Source organism: Streptomyces sp. NPDC090741, assembly GCF_044769045.1.
Lineage (GTDB): Bacteria > Actinomycetota > Actinomycetes > Streptomycetales > Streptomycetaceae > Streptomyces.
On record NZ_JBIVXF010000018.1, the window covers coordinates 45,182 to 61,112 of the forward strand.

At 73.3% G+C, this 15,931-nt stretch carries 13 protein-coding genes; 6 read left to right on the forward strand and 7 right to left on the reverse strand.

Annotation, left to right across the window (positions count from 1 at the left end; genetic code table 11):
• The first annotated feature begins 34 nt into the window (after positions 1-34).
• On the forward strand, positions 35-1,894 hold the full coding sequence (locus ACIQU4_RS35185; protein WP_403739655.1) for a serine hydrolase: 1,860 nt from the start codon (positions 35-37) through the stop codon (positions 1,892-1,894).
• A 30-nt stretch (positions 1,895-1,924) separates the two neighbouring features.
• Here ACIQU4_RS35185 and ACIQU4_RS35190 read toward each other — a convergent pair whose 3' ends face one another.
• Positions 1,925-2,311, reverse strand: coding sequence for a VOC family protein (locus ACIQU4_RS35190; RefSeq protein ID WP_403739658.1), 387 nt, complete (start codon positions 2,309-2,311; stop codon positions 1,925-1,927).
• Between the two features lie 140 nt (positions 2,312-2,451).
• Between ACIQU4_RS35190 and ACIQU4_RS35195 the strand changes: the two genes are divergently transcribed.
• Positions 2,452-2,913 (forward strand): nitroreductase family deazaflavin-dependent oxidoreductase, encoded by a 462-nt coding sequence (locus tag ACIQU4_RS35195; RefSeq protein ID WP_403739660.1) that lies wholly within the window; start codon positions 2,452-2,454, stop codon positions 2,911-2,913.
• A gap of 6 nt (positions 2,914-2,919) precedes the next feature.
• Here ACIQU4_RS35195 and ACIQU4_RS35200 read toward each other — a convergent pair whose 3' ends face one another.
• The 5 genes from ACIQU4_RS35200 to ACIQU4_RS35220 form a co-directional block, all read right to left on the reverse strand.
• Positions 2,920-4,488, reverse strand: a complete 1,569-nt coding sequence (locus tag ACIQU4_RS35200) for a phytoene desaturase family protein (RefSeq protein WP_403739663.1) — start codon at positions 4,486-4,488, stop codon at positions 2,920-2,922.
• A complete protein-coding gene (locus tag ACIQU4_RS35205) occupies positions 4,485-6,572 on the reverse strand; it encodes a tetratricopeptide repeat protein (protein WP_403739666.1) in 2,088 nt (695 codons plus the stop codon). The genes ACIQU4_RS35200 and ACIQU4_RS35205 overlap by 4 nt, the downstream gene beginning before the upstream one ends.
• Positions 6,573-6,605: 33 nt before the next feature.
• Positions 6,606-7,535: an oxygenase MpaB family protein gene (locus tag ACIQU4_RS35210; RefSeq protein WP_403739669.1), complete on the reverse strand. Its 930-nt coding sequence runs from the start codon at positions 7,533-7,535 to the stop codon at positions 6,606-6,608.
• Positions 7,536-7,678: 143 nt separating this feature from the next.
• Complete coding sequence (locus ACIQU4_RS35215; protein WP_403739672.1) at positions 7,679-8,854, reverse strand: agmatine deiminase family protein; 1,176 nt, start codon at positions 8,852-8,854, stop codon at positions 7,679-7,681.
• A gap of 48 nt (positions 8,855-8,902) precedes the next feature.
• Positions 8,903-10,582 (reverse strand): serine/threonine-protein kinase, encoded by a 1,680-nt coding sequence (locus ACIQU4_RS35220; protein WP_403739675.1) that lies wholly within the window; start codon positions 10,580-10,582, stop codon positions 8,903-8,905.
• A gap of 153 nt (positions 10,583-10,735) precedes the next feature.
• On the opposite strand from ACIQU4_RS35220, the gene ACIQU4_RS35225 reads away from it, so the two are divergent.
• The 4 genes from ACIQU4_RS35225 to ACIQU4_RS35240 all read left to right on the forward strand — a co-directional run bounded on the left by ACIQU4_RS35225 (position 10,736) and on the right by ACIQU4_RS35240 (position 15,153).
• Entirely contained in the window at positions 10,736-11,299 is a 564-nt protein-coding gene (locus ACIQU4_RS35225) for a TetR/AcrR family transcriptional regulator (protein WP_403740035.1), read from the forward strand.
• A 108-nt stretch (positions 11,300-11,407) separates the two neighbouring features.
• A complete protein-coding gene (locus ACIQU4_RS35230) occupies positions 11,408-12,574 on the forward strand; it encodes an agmatine/peptidylarginine deiminase (protein WP_403739678.1) in 1,167 nt (388 codons plus the stop codon).
• Positions 12,575-12,691: 117 nt separating this feature from the next.
• Positions 12,692-13,393: an urease subunit gamma gene (gene ureA / locus ACIQU4_RS35235; RefSeq protein ID WP_403739681.1), complete on the forward strand. Its 702-nt coding sequence runs from the start codon at positions 12,692-12,694 to the stop codon at positions 13,391-13,393.
• Positions 13,390-15,153 carry an urease subunit alpha gene (locus ACIQU4_RS35240; protein WP_403739684.1) on the forward strand — a complete coding sequence of 588 codons (1,764 nt, stop codon included), beginning with the start codon at positions 13,390-13,392 and terminating at the stop codon, positions 15,151-15,153. Before ureA ends, ACIQU4_RS35240 begins: the two co-directional genes overlap by 4 nt.
• On the opposite strand, the gene ACIQU4_RS35245 is transcribed toward ACIQU4_RS35240, so the two are convergent.
• Positions 15,141-15,749 carry a TetR/AcrR family transcriptional regulator gene (locus ACIQU4_RS35245; protein WP_403739687.1) on the reverse strand — a complete coding sequence of 203 codons (609 nt, stop codon included), beginning with the start codon at positions 15,747-15,749 and terminating at the stop codon, positions 15,141-15,143. The two genes, ACIQU4_RS35240 and ACIQU4_RS35245, sit on opposite strands and share 13 nt — an antisense overlap.
• Positions 15,750-15,931: the final 182 nt, after the last annotated feature.

Here is a 15,931-nt window from a genome sequence, read left to right on the forward strand (position 1 = left end):
ACTTCGGGAGGGCGGTTCGGCGAACAGGAGGCCGGTGGTGGAGGAGCTCACGGGGGACGGGGAAGCACGCCGAGGAAACCCCGTCGGGGCGGTGCTGAGCCGACGGCGGCTCGGGGGGCGGCTGTTGGCGCTGGGCGGGGTGCTGCTCCTGCACGCCGCGCTGCCCGGTTCCGCGGGTGCCGCGGGGGCCGCGGGGGCCGCGGGGGCCGCGGGCAATCCGGCCGAGCGGCGGGCTCTGCAGGGGCTGCGCCTGCGGTACGGGTCGGCGCGGCAGGCGGGGCTGGTCGAGCGGCACCTGGAGGCGGCGGCCGACGAGGCCCGGCGGTTCCTCGGCCCCTCCCCGGAGCACCCCTACTACGCCGGGGCCGTGGTGCTCGCCGGCCGGGGCCGCACGATCGCCCTGCACCGCGCCATGGGCGAGGCCGTGCGGTACGCCGACTACGACGGCCGCACCGACCGGGTCCGGGAGTTCCCGGCGGCGCAGCGCATCCCGATGGCCGAGGACACCGTCTTCGACCTGGCGTCGCTGACCAAGCTGTTCACCTCGCTCCTGGCCGTGCAGCAGATGGAGCGCGGGCGGTTGGAGCTGGAGGCTCCGGTGGACCGGTACCTGCCCGAGTTCACCGGCGGCGGCAAAGAGCTGATCACGGTACGCCAGCTGCTCACGCACACCTCGGGGCTGCGCTCGTGGGCCCCCTTCTACCAGCAGCCGACCCGCGCCGGGCAGTTGAGGATGCTGTGCGGTGTGCGCCCGCAGGACACGCCGGGGACGGTGTACCGGTACTCGGACCTCAACCTGATCACGCTACAGCTGCTCCTGGAACGGATCACCGGTCACACTTTGGATCTCCTGCTCCACGACGAGATCACCGCTCCACTCGGGATGCACCGCACGCGTTACAACCCACCGCTCTCCTGGCGCCGCGTCATCGCCGCCACCGAAGTGCAGCGGCCCCCCTGGTCCGGCCTGGACCGCGGACTGGTCTGGGGCGAGGTCCACGACGAGAACGCGTACGCCCTCGGCGGCGTCGCCGGCCACGCCGGCGTCTTCGGCACCGCCTGGGACCTGGCCGTCCTCGCCCGCACCCTCCTCGACGGCGGCGTCTACGCGGGCAAGCGCATCCTGCGCCCCGCCTCCGTCGAACTGCTCTTCACCGACTTCAACACCGCCTTCCCCGGCGACGACCACGGCCTCGGCTTCGAGCTCTACCAGCACTGGTACATGGGCGCCATGGCCACGCCGCACTCCGCCGGCCACACCGGCTTCACCGGCACCTCCCTGGTCCTGGACCCCTCCACCGACTCCTTCCTCATCCTGCTCGGCAACTCCGTCCACCCCGTCCGCACCTGGCGGGCCGGCAGCGCACCGCGCGTCGCGGTCGGCAACCGCTTCGCCCGCGCCGTCCCCGTCCGTACGAAGCACGGTGGCCCGGCCTGGTACTCCGGCATGGAGACCGGCGGCTCCGGCACCCTCACCCTGCCGCCGCTGACCCCGGCGACGGCCGCGGCGCGGCTGCGCTGCGCCGTGTGGTGGGACACCGTGCCCGGCGAGGGCGCCTTCCACGTGGAGGCCTCGGCCGACGGGGAGACCTGGGAGCCGCTGCCGTTCAGCACCCTGCGGTCCACGGGCGGCACACCCGAGCAGTGGCCGCAGGGCAGCGCCGGCGGCTGGTCCGGCCGCATCTGGCACCGTCTGGAGGCCCCCCTCACCGCCTGGGCGGGCCGCCCGGTCCACCTGCGCTTACGGCACACCGCGACCGGCCGCTACGTCGGCCGCGGGGTGTACGTGGACGTCGTACGGGTGGCGGAACCGGCCCGGCTCCTCTTCGCGGAAGACCGCCCGGCCGACGCCTCCCGTATGCAGGCCACCGGCTGGACCCGCTCGACGGACTGACGCCCCGGGCGAACGGCCACCGCCACGGCGTCAGGCCTCGCGGACCAGGCAGAAGGGGTGGCCCGCCGGGTCCGCGTAGACGCGCCAGTCGTCGGGCACGGCGCCGGTGCGGGCGTCCAGCAGCTTCGCACCGCAGGCCAGCACCTGCTCCTGCGCCCGGTCCAGGTCCGGCACCGCGAAGTCCAGGTGGAACTGCTGGGGGTGGGCGGGGTCCGGCCAGCGCGGCGGTTGGTGGTCCGCCACCCGCTGGAAGGCGAGCACCTGACCCGACGGGGTGTGCAGCGTGGCCCAGTGCACGTCGACCGTCCAGCGCGGATCCGGCCGGTTGACGGTCCCGCCCAGCACCTCCCGGTAGAACTCGGCAAGCCGCAGCGGATCGGGACAGTCCAGCACCACACACTGAAGTTCGGCGATCATGGCCCGATCCTAGAGCGCCTCCCGGCGCCGACCCAGGCCCCGGAGGCATAAAACCGTGCCCGACGCTGTTGGCACTCGTTGAGTTTCGTTGAGTCTTCAACCCCCGCAGGCAGCTCAACAACGAAGGCAGGTACAGGCACATGGCGACCACCGACATCGACTGGGACCACCCGAAGGACCCCAAGCAGGGCACCTGGCAGCTCGACCACGTCAAGCAGTACGTCGCGACGAACGGGGCCGAGGGCCACCACTGGAACGGCACCCAGACCCTGCTGCTCACCACCGTGGGCCGGGTCTCCGGCCAGGCCGTGCGCACCGGGCTCATCTACGGCGAGGCCGACGGCCGCTACCTCCTCGTCGCCTCCAAGGGCGGCGACCCCGAACACCCGCTCTGGTACAAGAACCTGACGGCCCACCCCGAGGTCCGCATCCAGGTCGGCCCGAAGGTCATCCAGGGCACGGCCCGCACGGCGACCCCCGAGGAGCGCGCCGCGTACTGGCCGGTGATGGTCAAGCACTGGCCCGCGTACGACGAGTACCAGACCAAGACCGACCGCGAGATCCCGATCGTCGTCATCGAGCCCGCCGGACTCGCCGCGTAACGGCGGTCAGTGCCCCAGGACGGCCATCGCCGCATTGTGGCCGGGGACCCCGCTGACGCCTCCTCCGCGCACGGCGCCCGCGCCGCACAGCAGGACGTTGGCGTACGGGGTCCCCACGCCCCAGCGGCCCGCCGCGCCCTGGTCGTCCGCGTACGGCCACGACAGGTCCCGGTGGAAGATGTGTCCGCCGGGCAGCCGCAGTTCACGCTCCAGGTCCCGCGGGGTCTTCGCCTCGATGCACGGCCTCCCGTCCGCGTCGAAGGCCAGGCAGTCGGTGAGCGGCTCGGCCAGGTGCGCGTCCAGCTGCGCGAGCGTGCCGGTCAGCAGCACCTCGCGCGCCCCCTGGTTGTCCTTCTCGAACAGCCGGGCCGGGGTGTGCAGGCCGAACAGGGTCAGTGTCTGGTACCCCTGCGCCACGAGCTCCGGTCCGAGGATCGAGGGGTCGGTCAGCGAGTGGCAGTAGATCTCCGAGGGCGGTACGGACGGGAGTTCCCCGGTGGCCGCCTCGGCGTAGGCCCGCGCCAGCTCCGCGTACCCCTCGGCGATGTGGAACGTGCCGCCGAAGGCCTCGCGCGGATCCACCGAGGTGTCCCGCAGCCGCGGCAGCCGCCGCAGCAGCATGTTGACCTTGAGCTGCGCGCCCTCGGCCGGGGGCGCCGGCTCCGCCTCGCCCAGCAGTTCACCCAGAGTCCGCGGCGAGGCGTTGACCAGCACCGTCCGTCCGACGACCCGTCCCTCACCCGTCGCCGTACGGAACGTCACCTCGGCCGGAGCCCGCCCGTCCGTCTCGATCCGGAGCACCTCGTGCCCGGTCGCGATCTCGGCCCCGGCCGCCCGGGCCGCCGCCGCCAGCGCGTCGGTGAGCGCGCCCATCCCGCCGACCGGAACGTCCCAGTCCCCCGTGCCGCCGCCGATGACGTGGTACAGGAAGCAGCGGTTCTGTACGAGCGAGGCGTCGTGCGCGTCCGCGAACGTACCGATCAGGGCGTCGGTGAGTACGACGCCCCGCACCAGGTCGTCCGTGAAGTGCTCCTCGACGGCCCGCCCGAGCGGCTCCTCGAACAGCATCCGCCAGGCTGCCTCGTCGTCGATCCGGGCCCGCAGCTCCGCCCGCGTGGGCAGCGGCTCCGTCAGCGTCGGGAACACCTTCCCGGCGAGCCGCCCGGTCCGCCCGTAGAAGGCGCGCCAGCTCTCGTACTCCCGCTCCGAGCCGGTCAGCCGCGCGAACGACTCCCGGGTGCGGGACTCATCCCCGCCGACGAGGAGCCCGCCGGCCCGCCCGTCGCGCTCGACGGGCGTGTACGAGGACACCGTGCGCTTGCGTACGGCGAAGTTCAGCCCCAGGTCGCGCACGATCTTCGCCGGGAGCAGGGAGACGAGGTAGGAGTAGCGCGAGAGCCTGGCGTCGACGCCGACGAAGGGGCGGGTGGAGATCGCGGCGCCGCCGGTGTTCCCGAGCCGCTCCAGGACCAGCACCGAACGGCCCGCCCGGGCCAGGTACGCGGCGGCCACCAGTCCGTTGTGCCCGCCGCCCACGATCACGTCGTCGTATACATCGTGCCCGAAGCTCGTCATGGCTCTTGGTAACACACCTGGCCGAGCCGCTCCAGACAGTGCGCCTCGTCGGCGTGGGCCGCCACCGTGTCCGGATGGTCGTCGCCGAGGGAGCGCTCGCGGATGCCGGAGAGTTCCCGGTAGACGGGCAGGGCCTCGTCCCAGCGGCCCAGCCGGCCCAGCCCGACGGCGAGTTCGCGCCGGCTGACGAGGGTGTCGGGGTGTTCGGCGCCGAGCGCCTTGGCGCGGGCGGCGGCCACCTGCCGGGCTTCGGCCACCGCCTCCTCCCAGCGCTCCAGCCGGCCCAGGTTGACGCCGAGGACGTGCCGGGCGCGGAGCGTCTCGGGGTCCGCGGCCCCGTACGCGCGGGTGCGGTCGCGGACCAGGCCCCGGAACAGGTCCAGGGCCTGGGCGGCGTGGCCGGTGCGGCCGAGCGCGATGCCGGCCTCGTAGCGGGCGGCGAGGGTGTCCGGATGGTCCCGGCCGAGCACCCGTTCCCGTACGGCGGCGACGTGGCGGAACCCGTCCAGGGCCTCCTGCCAGCGCTCCAGGCGGCCCAGCGCGTACGCGACCTCGTACCGGGTCAGCAGCGTGTCCGCGTGCTCGGCGCCCAGCACGGCCGCCCGGTCGGCGGCGACCTCGGCGGCGGTGCGGTGGGCGTCGGCGAACCGGCCCAGCGCCCCGAGTTCGCAGGCGAGGTTGTGGCGGCAGCGCAGCGTGTCGGGGTGGAGCGGGCCCATGGCGCGCTCCCGGGCGACGAGCACCGCGCGGTAGATGTCGTGGGCCTCGCGGTGGCGTCCGAGCCGGCCCAGTTCGTACGCCGCCTCCTGGCGCGCCGCGAGGGTGTCGGGGTGGTCGGCGCCGAGCACCCGGGTGCGCCCCTCGACGACGGCCTCGTACACGGCCAGGGCCTCTTCGGGCCGACCCGCGCGGCTGAGGGCGAACGCCCGGGTGTGGCCGGCGGCGAGCGCGCCGGGACCGGCCCCGTCGAGGCCGGTCGCGTCGGAGCCGGACGCGGCCGGGCGCACGTACGGGACCCCGTACGGCGCGGTGAGCCGCGGGTCCTCGGCTGCGGCGGGGCGCAGGATCCGGTGCTCGCCGCTGGGGCGCCCGGCGGTCCAGGAGCCGGTGAGCACGGCCCAGGCGCCGCTCGCGGGGCGGGCGGCCGGGCCCGCCTTGCGGCCGGCGGTCATACCGCCGGCCCAGGCGGGCAGGGGCGCCTGGGCGCCGGGCAGGCCGCCGGGGCCGAGGCGGCCCTCGACGAGGCGCCGGTGGAGGTGGCGGGCGTCGCCGGGGCGGTCCTCGGGGCGCTTGGCGAGCAGGTCCAGGACCGCCTGCTCGAAGTACTCGGGCAGTTCGGGGCGGTGCCGGCGCAGCGGTACGGGTGCGTTGTCGCGGTGGCCGACCAGCACCGACCAGGAGTCGCCGAGGTCGAAGGGCGGGGCGCCGGTGGCGATCTCGTACAGGACGCAGCCGAGGGAGTAGAGGTCGCTGCGGTGGTCGACCTCGCCTCCCGCGATCTGCTCGGGCGACATGTAGTGCGGGGTGCCCATGGCCATGGCGCCGCCGGTGAGTTTGGCGGTGAAGCCGATGTCGTGGGCGAGGCGGGCGATGCCGAAGTCGCAGATCTTCACCGTGCCGTCGGTGAGCCGCATGATGTTGGCCGGTTTCAGGTCGCGGTGGACGACGCCCTGGTCATGGGTGTAGCCGAGGGCGGCGGCGAGCTGTTCGGCGGTGTCGACGACCACGTCCACGGGGAGCGGGCGCGTCTCGTTGTCGTCCAGCAGCTGGCTGAGGTTGCGGCCGTCGAGGAGTTCCATGACGAGGTAGAGGGGGCCGCCCGCGGCGCTGTCGTCGCCGAAGTCGTGGACGACGGTGACCCCGCGGTGCTGGAGGGAGGCGGCGACGCGCGCCTCCCGGCGGAAGCGTTCGCGCAGGACCTGGGTGAAGTGGTTGTCCTGCTCGGGCCCGAGCGGCTTGAGGCACTTCACGGCGACCTGCCGGCCCAGCGACTCGTCCCGGGCGCGCCACACCTCGCCCATGCCGCCGCGCCCGATCAGATCGAGTGACCGGTAACGGCCCTGGATCAGTCTGGACTCCGCCATGTCTTAAAGCCGCCCCCGTTGTCGTACTCCGTCCTACGCCCTCCCCGGCCGCTCCAGTATGGCCGCTGGTGTACGCAGTGTGTACGCCGAGGGGCGGCTCCCGGGGCCCATGCGGCGCATCGCTTTCAAGATGTGACCTGGAGGCAGCTGCCACCGCAGACCTGCGGGAATGCTGCGCAGCAGGGTACCGGTGAGGCGCAGGCGACGGGTGATGACCGGCGCCGGTGGCGCCGCGCGCCCGTACAGCAGGTGCGCGTAGCCGGGGAGGGAACCGTAGGCCAGCTCCGCGATCGGGCGCCACAGCAGGTTTCGGCCAGGGACGAGGAGGGCAGGGGTGGGCGGGCTCCGCAGGAAGGCGACCACGGCGCGGGCGTCGGGTCCGGCGGCGAGCTCGGGGCGGACCTTCTCGAAGTACGCGGCGAGTGCCGCCGTGTCGGCGGGGACGTGCGCCGGGTCGAGGCCGACCAGGCGGGCGCCCACCCGGTTCTCGTCGACGTAGCGGTCGGCCTGGGCGGCGGTGAGGGGGATCCCGGAGCGGCGCAGGACGTGCAGGAAGCTGTCGATCTGCGCGCAGTGCACCCAGAGCAGCAGTTCTGGGTCGTCGACGGGGAACCGCTCGCCGGTGGCGGGGTCGGTCGCGGACAGCGCCCGGTGGATCCGGCGGACGCGGGCGCCGGCGCGCTCGGCGGCCTCGGTGGTGCCGTAGGTGACGGTGCCGACGAAGTCGGCGGTACGCAGCAGCCGGCCCCAGGCGTCGGAGCGGAAGTCGCTGTTCTCCACGACCCCGCGGACCGCACGGGGGTGCAGGGCCTGGAGGTAGAGCGCGCGGACTCCGGCGATCCACATGATCGGGTCGCCGTGGCACTGCCAGGTGACGGACGCGGGCCCGAAGAGCCCGGGGTCGGGCCGGCGGTCGGGCTCGGGCTCGGAGGGGGTCGGTGCGCTCCCCGGGGTCGCGGTCATTCCCGTACCTCCCGTATCGCCTCCGCCCCAGCCTACCGAGGCGCGGCGGGCCGGAGCAGAGGTGCGCACCCCGGCGCGCGGAAGCGCGCCCACCCCATGCCGCACCACCCCGCGCGCCCCTGGGCCGCGCCGTCGAACCACCTCTACCCGGCCGCGGGCTTGCCCGGTTGGTCGTGCGTCGAGCAGTGGATGCCGCCACCGCCGGAGGCGATGGTGTCGATCTTCACGGGCACGATCTCCCGCTGGGGGAAGTGCTCCTGGAGGATCCCCTTCGCCCGGTCGTCGGCCTTGGCATCCCCGAACCTCGGCATGAAGACGGCCCCGTTGGCCACGTAGAAGTTCGCGTACGTCGACACGAACGCGTCGCCGCGGCCGGTGATCCTGTCGAGGTCGGGCTGGGGCAGGTCGACGACCTCCAGCCGCTTGCCGCGCGCGTCGGTCGCGTCCTTGAACACCGTCCTCGCCTGATCGGCCGCGCGCGACCACACGTCGGGCGGGCTGCCGGGGAACGCCTGGTCCAGCAGGACGACGCCCGGGGAGGTGAACCGGACGAGGCTGTCCACGTGCGCGTCGGTGATGTCCTGGCCGCGCACTCCGGCGAGCCAGATGACCTTCTTGATGCCGAGGGTGCTCTTGAGCTCGGCCTCGATCTGGTCGCGGCTCTTGCCGGGATTGCGGTTCTTGTTGACCACCGAGCTCTCGGTGACCAGCAGGGTGCCCTGGCCGTCGGTCTCGAAGGAGCCGCCCTCGGCGACGAGCGGGGCCTGCAGCCGCTCGATCCCGTACTTGGCTAGCAGGACCCGGCCGACCTGGGCGTCGTTGCGGTGCTCCTGCTTGTTGCCCCACCCGCTGAAGTTGAAGTCGACGCCGAGCAGCCTGCCGGGCTCCTCGACGAACACCGGCACGATGTCCCGCGCCCAGAGGTCGTCCACCGGAACGGCGATCACCTCGACCTCCGAGCCGCACGCCTTCTGCGCCGCCGCCTGCTGTTCGGGCCGGGCGAGCATCACGACGGGTTCGTACGCGGCGACCGCACGGGCCACCCGCGCGATGTCCTCCCGTACCGCCGGCAGCTGCTCGTACCAGACCCGGTCCAGCGCGGGCCAGGACATGAACGTCCGCGCGTGGCTCTCCCACTCGGCGGGGAACCTGCGCCCGGCGGCCGTGATCGTACCCGGGCTGGGCGTCGGCGAGGCGTCGGTCCCGGCATCGCCGGAATCGGCCGGAGCGCAGGCACCGGCTCCGAGGGCGAGCGCACCGCCGATGCCGGCGAAGGCGCGCAGAGCAGTGCGACGGGACATGGAGGAAGGGGAGGTCATGGTTCCACTGTGACACTGACTGAATATTCAGTCAATCGGCCGAGCGGGTCATCCGTCGCGGCGGTAGTAGTCCACGGAGACCTTCACCGGGCCTTCGCCGGGGCTCGCCGTGAGCACGGTCACGATCCCGACGTCCCGGCCGTCCTGGGCCCGTACGCAGAAGGCCCGGCCGGCGTGCAGTGCGGTGAAGGGCAGCGCCGTGACGGGTTGGCTCTCGATGCCCTTGAGACAGTCGGCGAGCCCCGGCCGGCCGGCCTGCATGACGTACGCGTCGCTGCTCTCGGGCACGTAGAACTCGGTGGTGCTCCGGCCGACGTACCAGGAGGCGGTCTCCTGCGGTACGACCCGGCCCGCCTTGACGTCGAACTCGTAGCTCTGGTCCGGAGAGGTGAGCTCGGTGCCGGTGTGGACGGCGGCGTACCCGGCGGCCGCGGCGGTCGGGGGCGGGGCCGGGGTCGGGGTGGCGGCAGGAGTGGAGACGGGCGCCCCGGCGACGACCTCGGCCGGAGCGGCGGCGTCCGCGTCCTCACCGTCCTCGAAGTACGGGTCGAGCAGCGCGAAGGCCCCGGCGGCGCCCAGCAGCAGGGCGGCGCCGGCCACCGCCACCGTACGACCCCGCCCGCGCCCGGACGCCGGCGCCCGTCTGCGACCGCGCGGCTGCGGGTCCTGCGCAGCCGGGGGATGCAGGGCTTCGGCCGGAGCCTGCGCGGGAGGACGCGGTACGCGCGGGGCGGCGACGGTGTGCGCCGCGTCGAAGGCGGTGGCGGCGGTGGCGGTGGCGGTGGCCGGCGCACCGTCCGGCGGTACGGGCAGGTCGGCATGGCGGCGGAGCTCGGTGGTGACCTGGTGCGGCAGCCAGTCGTCCGTGAAGCGCAGCTCCCCGCCGACCGCGGGGTGGCCGCGTACGGCCTCGATCACCTGGGCGGTGGTCGGCCGGTGCGCCGGATCCTTGGCCAGGCAGTGCCACAGCAGCGGCTGCAGTTCGGCCGGGACCCCGCCCAGGTCCGCCTCCTCGTGCACCACCCGGTACAGGGCGGCGGAGTCGGGGCCCGCGCCGAAGGGCGGCACGCCCCCGGCCACGTAGGCGGCGAGCGCGCCCAGGGCGAAGACGTCCGTGGCTGGGCCCGCCGGCCGGCCCAGCGCCTGTTCGGGGGCCATGAAGGCGGGCGTTCCCACGCGCAGCCCGGCGCCGGTCAGCGCGCCGGCGTCCGCGGCCCGCGCGATGCCGAAGTCGATGACGCGCGGCCCGTCGGCGGCGATCAGGACGTTGGCGGGCTTCAGGTCGCGGTGGACCACGCCCGCCCGGTGGATCTCCTGGAGCGCCTCGGCGATGCCGGCGACGAGCAGGAGCACGGTGCGCACGGGCAGCGGGCCGTAGGTGTGCACCGCCTGCTGGAGCGAGGGGCCGGGGACGTACGTGGTGGCCAGCCACGGCATGGGCTCGTCGGTCCCCGAGTCGACGACCTGGGCGGTGTACAGCCCGTGGATGCGCTGCGCGCTGGCCACCTCCTGCGCGAACCTGCGGCGGAACTCGGGGTCACCCGCGAGCTCGGGCCGGACCACCTTCAGCGCCACCGGGCGGCCGCCCGGGGTGTAGGCGAGGTAGACCCGGCCCATTCCGCCGGCGCCGAGCCGCGCGACCACGCGGTAGCCGCCCACCTCGCGCGGATCGTCGGCGGCGGGCTCCCGGAGGTGGTGCGGGGCGGTACCCGGGTGTCGTGTCGTCATGGCTCTCCCGGCGACGAGGACGGATCGGCGGCTGGTGCGGTCGCCCGAACGGCCTCGGATCCTATCCGACTGGAATTTCAGTCAGGAATGGGGTCGTAGGTGTCATGCGCACCCAGGTAGGGTGTCGGCGTGGCGGACCGTCGAACAGCAATCATGGAAGGGGCCGCGCGGGTCATCGCCCGACGCGGCGTGCGCGGCCTGCGCGTGGAGGAGCTCGCCTCCGAGGCGGGCGTGTCCACGGCATTGATCTACTACCACTTCAAGGACCGCGCCGGAATCCTGCGCGCGACGCTGGAGTTCATCAACGACCGCGCCGGACGGTACACCACGGAGCGGGAGCCCGACGCTCCCCCGCTGGACGCCCAGGGCGAGCTGGAGGAGACCCTCCTCCTCGAATTCCAGGACAGCCCCGAGGTACGGGAGAACAGCACGGCCTGGGGAGAGCTGCGCGCGACGGCCGTCTTCGAACCCGACCTGCGCGAGGACCTGGCCCGCGCCACGCTCGTCTGGGTGCAGGAAGTGGGCGAGCTGCTGGGACGGGTCCGGCCCATGGCGGGAGCCGCGGCGCTCGCCGGCGCCGCCGAGCGCCTGACGGCCCTGGTGGAAGGCCTGAGCTCGCGCTGGCTGAGCGGCAGCCTGCCGCTGGCGCACGCGCGCGAACTGGTGACCACGGCCATCGCGGCCGAGCTCCGGCACCTGGCTCAGCCGGGCGGGTAGCCGCCGCGGCGAGTCCCCCGAGCCCCACCTCAAGCCCCTCCCTCCGGGTAGGGGCTTCTGTTCGCCCTACGTATTGACTGAATTTTCAGTCAATGACAGAGTCGGGACATGAGCACCTCCCACGACAACAGCCGCTCCCTCCTCAGCCGCCTGTTCGGTTCCGGCCAGCCCTCACGCAGGCGCGTCCTCGGCGCCGCGGGGCTCGGAGCCGCGGGTGTGGCGCTGGGATCCGTGGCCGCCGCCCCGCAGCGGGCGAGCGCTGCGATACCGAGCCGCTGGGTGGACCGGGACGACGTACCGCATGCGCGTACGTGGATGTCCTGGCCCTCGCGGTCTTCCATCTGGGGCGGCCGGCGCCTCGCCGGGGTACAGGAGGACATCGCCCTGATCGCCCGGACCGTCGCCCGCCACGAGCCGGTGGTCCTGTGCGCCCCGGACTCCTACACGGCCGCCAGGGCGCGGTCCCTGTGCGGACCGGGGGTCACCGTGCTCGACTCGATCCCCACGGACGACCTCTGGATGCGGGACATCGCACCGGTCTTCCGCCGTGACGGCCGCGGCGGACTCGAAGCCCTCGGCCTCAACTTCAACGGGTGGGGCGGCAAGCAGACGCACTCCTACGACGCCGATGTCGCGCGGCTCGTCGCGGACGACGGCCACCTGCCCTTCATCAGGACGGACTTCGTCGGCGAGGGCGGGGCGATCGAGACGGACGGCGACGGCACCGTCATGGCCACGGAGAGCAGCCTGGTCAACAAGAACCGCAACGGGGGCATGAGCCGGGCCGAGATCGAGGACGCCGTCCTGCACGCGTACGGGGCGGACAGGATGATCTGGGTCCCCGGCATCAAGGGCAAGGACATCACGGACGACCACATCGACGTGACCTCGCGCTTCGTACGCCCGGGCGTGGTGATGGTGCAGGTCCCTCCCGCGGACCGCGACGACGTCTGGGCCCGCGACGCCCGCGAGCAGTTCTCGATCCTCTCCCGTGCCACGGATGCCCGGGGGCGGCTGCTGAAGGTGATCCGGGTGGAGGGCCCCGACACCGTCCGGTCGAAGGACTCCCAGTTCGTCGACTCCTACCTCAACTTCCACGTGGTCAACGGGGCCGTCATCACCGCCCAGTTCGGGGACGCGGTGAAGGACGCCGCCGCCCTGCGCGCCCTGGCGGAGGCCTTCCCGGGGCGGGCGGTCGTCCAGATCGACGTCGACCGGCTGATGGCGGGCGGCGGCGGCATCCACTGCTCCACGATGCACGAGCCACTCCCATAACTTCCGTAACTCCCGTAACGCCCAGAGCCCCTGTAGCTCCCGTAGCTCCCGTAGCTCCCGTAGCTCCCGTAAGACCTCCGAGCACCAGTCCGCCGTATCCCTTCCAGACGAGGCAGTATGCGACTGACACCGACCGAGCGGGACCGGCTGCTGATCTTCACGGCAGCGGAACTGGCCCGCGCCCGGCGCCGCCGGGGTGTGAAGCTCAACGTTCCCGAAGCGACCGCGCTGATCACGGACACCGTGTGCGAGGCGGCCCGGGACGGCCGCCGCCTGGCCGAGGCGATCGAGGCCGGGCGCAGCGTCCTCGGCGCCGACGACGTATTGCCCGGCGTACCCGACGTGGTCACCGGCCTCCAGGTCGAGGCGGTGTTCGACGACGGGACCCGGCTCTGCGTCATCGACGACCCGTTCAGGCAGCGGGGTTCACTCGGCCTCGCCGCCCCCGGCGCGACCCTGCCCGGGGACGGCGAGGGCTACCGGTCCGCCGAACCGACGCTGCGACTGCCGGTGCGCAACACCGCGACCGTGCCGATCAGCGTCTCCTCGCACTTCCACTTCTTCGAGGCGAACCCCCGCCTCGCCTTCGACCGCGCGGCGGCGTACGGCACGAGGCTCGCCGTTCCGGCCGGCTCCACGGTCCGCTTCGATTCCGGATCCACCGTCTTCGTGGAGCTCCTGCCGATCGGCGGGGCGCGCGTCGCCATCGGTTTCGCCGGGCTCGTCGACGGCCCGCTGGACGCCCCGGGCGCCCGCGAGGCGGCGCTGGCCAAGGCCCGGGCCACGGGCTACCTCACCGCATACCAGGAGCAGGCATGAGTGGCAGCATCTTCGACACCGCCGGCTGTCACGGCCGCCCCGGCGCGGCCCCGGCCGACGGCACGGACCCGTACGACTACGTCGCCGTCCACGGGCCGCGGGCCGGGGACCGGGTGCGGCTGGGCGACTCGGGCCTCATCGTGCGCGTCGAGTCCGACTCCCAGCAGCCCGGCGACGAGTTCCTGGCCGGGTTCGGCAAGACCGCCCGCGACGGGCTGCACCTGAAGGCCGCCGCCGTCCGCGAGACCTGCGACCTGGTCATCAGCAACGTCCTCGTGATCGACGCCGTCCTCGGCATACGCAAGACCAGCATCGGCATCCGCGAGGGCCGTATCGCCTCCATCGGGCGGGCGGGGAACCCCGACACGCTGGACGGGGTCGAGGTCGTGGTCGGCACCGGGACGACCATCGTCTCCGGCGAAGGCATGATCGCCACCGCCGGCGCCGTCGATACGCACGTCCACCTGCTCTCGCCCCGCATCATGGAGGCCTCGCTGGCCTCCGGCGTCACCACGATCATCGGCCAGGAGTTCGGCCCGGTCTGGGCGGTGGGCGTCAACTCCCCCTGGGCGCTGCGCCACGCGTTCAACGCCTTCGACGCTTGGCCCGTCAACATCGGCTTCCTGGCCCGTGGTTCCTCCTCCGACCCGGCCCCGCTCGTCGAGGCCCTGGCCGAGGGCGGCGCGTCCGGCTTCAAGGTCCACGAGGACATGGGCGCGCACACCCGCGCCCTGGACACCGCCCTGCGGGTCGCCGAGGAGTACGACGTCCAAGTCGCCCTGCACACGGACGGGTTGAACGAGTGCCTGTCCGTCGAGGACACCCTGCGCGTCCTGGACGGGCGCACCATCCACGCCTTCCACATCGAGGGCTGCGGCGGCGGACACGTCCCCAACGTACTGAAGATGGCGGGCGTGCCGAACGTCATCGGCTCCTCCACCAACCCCACCCTGCCCTTCGGCCGGGACGCGCTGGCCGAGCACTACGGCATGATCGTCTCGGCGCACGACCTCAAGGTCGACCTGCCCGGCGACGCCGCGATGGCCCGCGACCGGATCCGGGCCGGGACGATGGGCGCCGAGGACGTCCTGCACGACCTCGGGGTCATCGGCATCACCTCCTCCGACGCCCAGGGCATGGGCCGCGCCGGCGAGACGGTACGCCGTACGTTCGCCATGGCCGGGAAGATGAAGGGCGAGCTCGGCCCCCTGGACGGCGTGGGCTCGTACGGCACGGAGGCGAGCGGGGACGACAACGAGCGCGTCCTGCGCTACATGGCCAAGCTGACGATCAACCCCGCCATCGCCCACGGCTTCGCGCACGAGGTCGGCTCGATCGAGGTCGGCAAGCTCGCGGACATCGTCCTGTGGTGGCCCCAGTACTTCGGCGCCAAACCGCAGTTGGTCCTCAAGGCCGGTTTCCCCGCGTACGGGGTGACCGGCGATCCGAACGCCTCCACCGACCGGTGCGAACCGCTCGTCCTCGGACCGCAGTTCGGAGCGCACGGCGCCACCGCCGCCGACATCTCCGTCGCGTTCGTCGCGCAGGCCGCCGTCCAGAACGGCGATCAGATGCCGACGCGCCGGCGCCGCGTGGCGGTCCGCGGGACGCGGGGCATCGGACCGCGGAACATGCTCCGCAACGCCCGTACCGGCACGGTCGACGTACACCCAGGCACGGGCCTGGTCTCGCTCGACGGCGAGCCCCTCGTCTCGGCGCCCGCCGATTCGGTCTCGCTCAGCCGCCTCTACTTCCTGTAGTCCGCTCCGAACGCCTCAGGCTCAGCGGTGGTGTTCAGCTCCACCTCGATGGCGTCCATGAGGAGCCGGCGTGCGTGCTCCAGGGGCAGCGAGCCACTGAGCCAGCGGACGCTGAGGCCTTCGAGGAGCGCCGTCAGGCGTTCGGCCGCGGCCGCGTGCGCCGGAGCCGTGCCCATGGGCCGGGCGTGTGCGAGGAGGTCGGCGATCTCGTGCACCCAGGTGTGCGTGGCCTTGGCCACGTCCTCGCGCAGGTCGGCGTCGAAGACGGCGCTGGCCCTGAGCTCTCCCCACGCGGTGCTGTTCTCCCGCACCTCCGGGGTGTCCTGGAGTTCGAGGAGCAGTACCTGCGCCAGCTCGGTCCGCGGGTCGGCGGAGTCCAGTCCGGGATCGCGCTCCGCCGTGTAACGGTCGGCGCGGTCGCTGATGAACTCCAGGGTCCGGCGGAGGATCCCGGCACGGTCGGTGAAGTGGTAGTAGATCAGCGAGGTGGACACCCCCGCTTCGGCGGCGAGCTCTCCCACGCGCAGTCCGCGCACGCCGCGGCGCGCGATCACTCGCGTGGCGGCCCTGAGTATTTCCGTTCGACGGTCTGACACGAGGTGTCACTCTACCCGCCGAGTGCGTCACCTGGGGCTATTTCCTGACCAGAGCATCAGGGGCCCTTCTGCCCCGACGGTGCCTCGATCACCCCTGATCAGGGGCCGATCACCCCGGATGAACCCGCTCGACGCGCGCCCGCCGCTCCCCCGCACAGGGCGCACCTCTGGCTGATTCGGCA

Coding starts and splice junctions, on each gene's coding strand:
- ACIQU4_RS35190 (WP_403739658.1), bottom strand. CDS start 2,311: ATGATCGCCGAACTTCAGTGTGTGGTGCTGGACTGTCCCGATCCGCTG.
- ACIQU4_RS35195 (WP_403739660.1), top strand. CDS start 2,452: ATGGCGACCACCGACATCGACTGGGACCACCCGAAGGACCCCAAGCAG.
- ACIQU4_RS35200 (WP_403739663.1), bottom strand. CDS start 4,488: ATGACGAGCTTCGGGCACGATGTATACGACGACGTGATCGTGGGCGGC.
- ACIQU4_RS35205 (WP_403739666.1), bottom strand. CDS start 6,572: ATGGCGGAGTCCAGACTGATCCAGGGCCGTTACCGGTCACTCGATCTG.
- ACIQU4_RS35210 (WP_403739669.1), bottom strand. CDS start 7,535: ATGACCGCGACCCCGGGGAGCGCACCGACCCCCTCCGAGCCCGAGCCC.
- ACIQU4_RS35215 (WP_403739672.1), bottom strand. CDS start 8,854: ATGACCTCCCCTTCCTCCATGTCCCGTCGCACTGCTCTGCGCGCCTTC.
- ACIQU4_RS35220 (WP_403739675.1), bottom strand. CDS start 10,582: ATGACGACACGACACCCGGGTACCGCCCCGCACCACCTCCGGGAGCCC.
- ACIQU4_RS35225 (WP_403740035.1), top strand. CDS start 10,736: ATGGAAGGGGCCGCGCGGGTCATCGCCCGACGCGGCGTGCGCGGCCTG.
- ACIQU4_RS35230 (WP_403739678.1), top strand. CDS start 11,408: ATGAGCACCTCCCACGACAACAGCCGCTCCCTCCTCAGCCGCCTGTTC.
- ureA (WP_403739681.1), top strand. CDS start 12,692: ATGCGACTGACACCGACCGAGCGGGACCGGCTGCTGATCTTCACGGCA.
- ACIQU4_RS35240 (WP_403739684.1), top strand. CDS start 13,390: ATGAGTGGCAGCATCTTCGACACCGCCGGCTGTCACGGCCGCCCCGGC.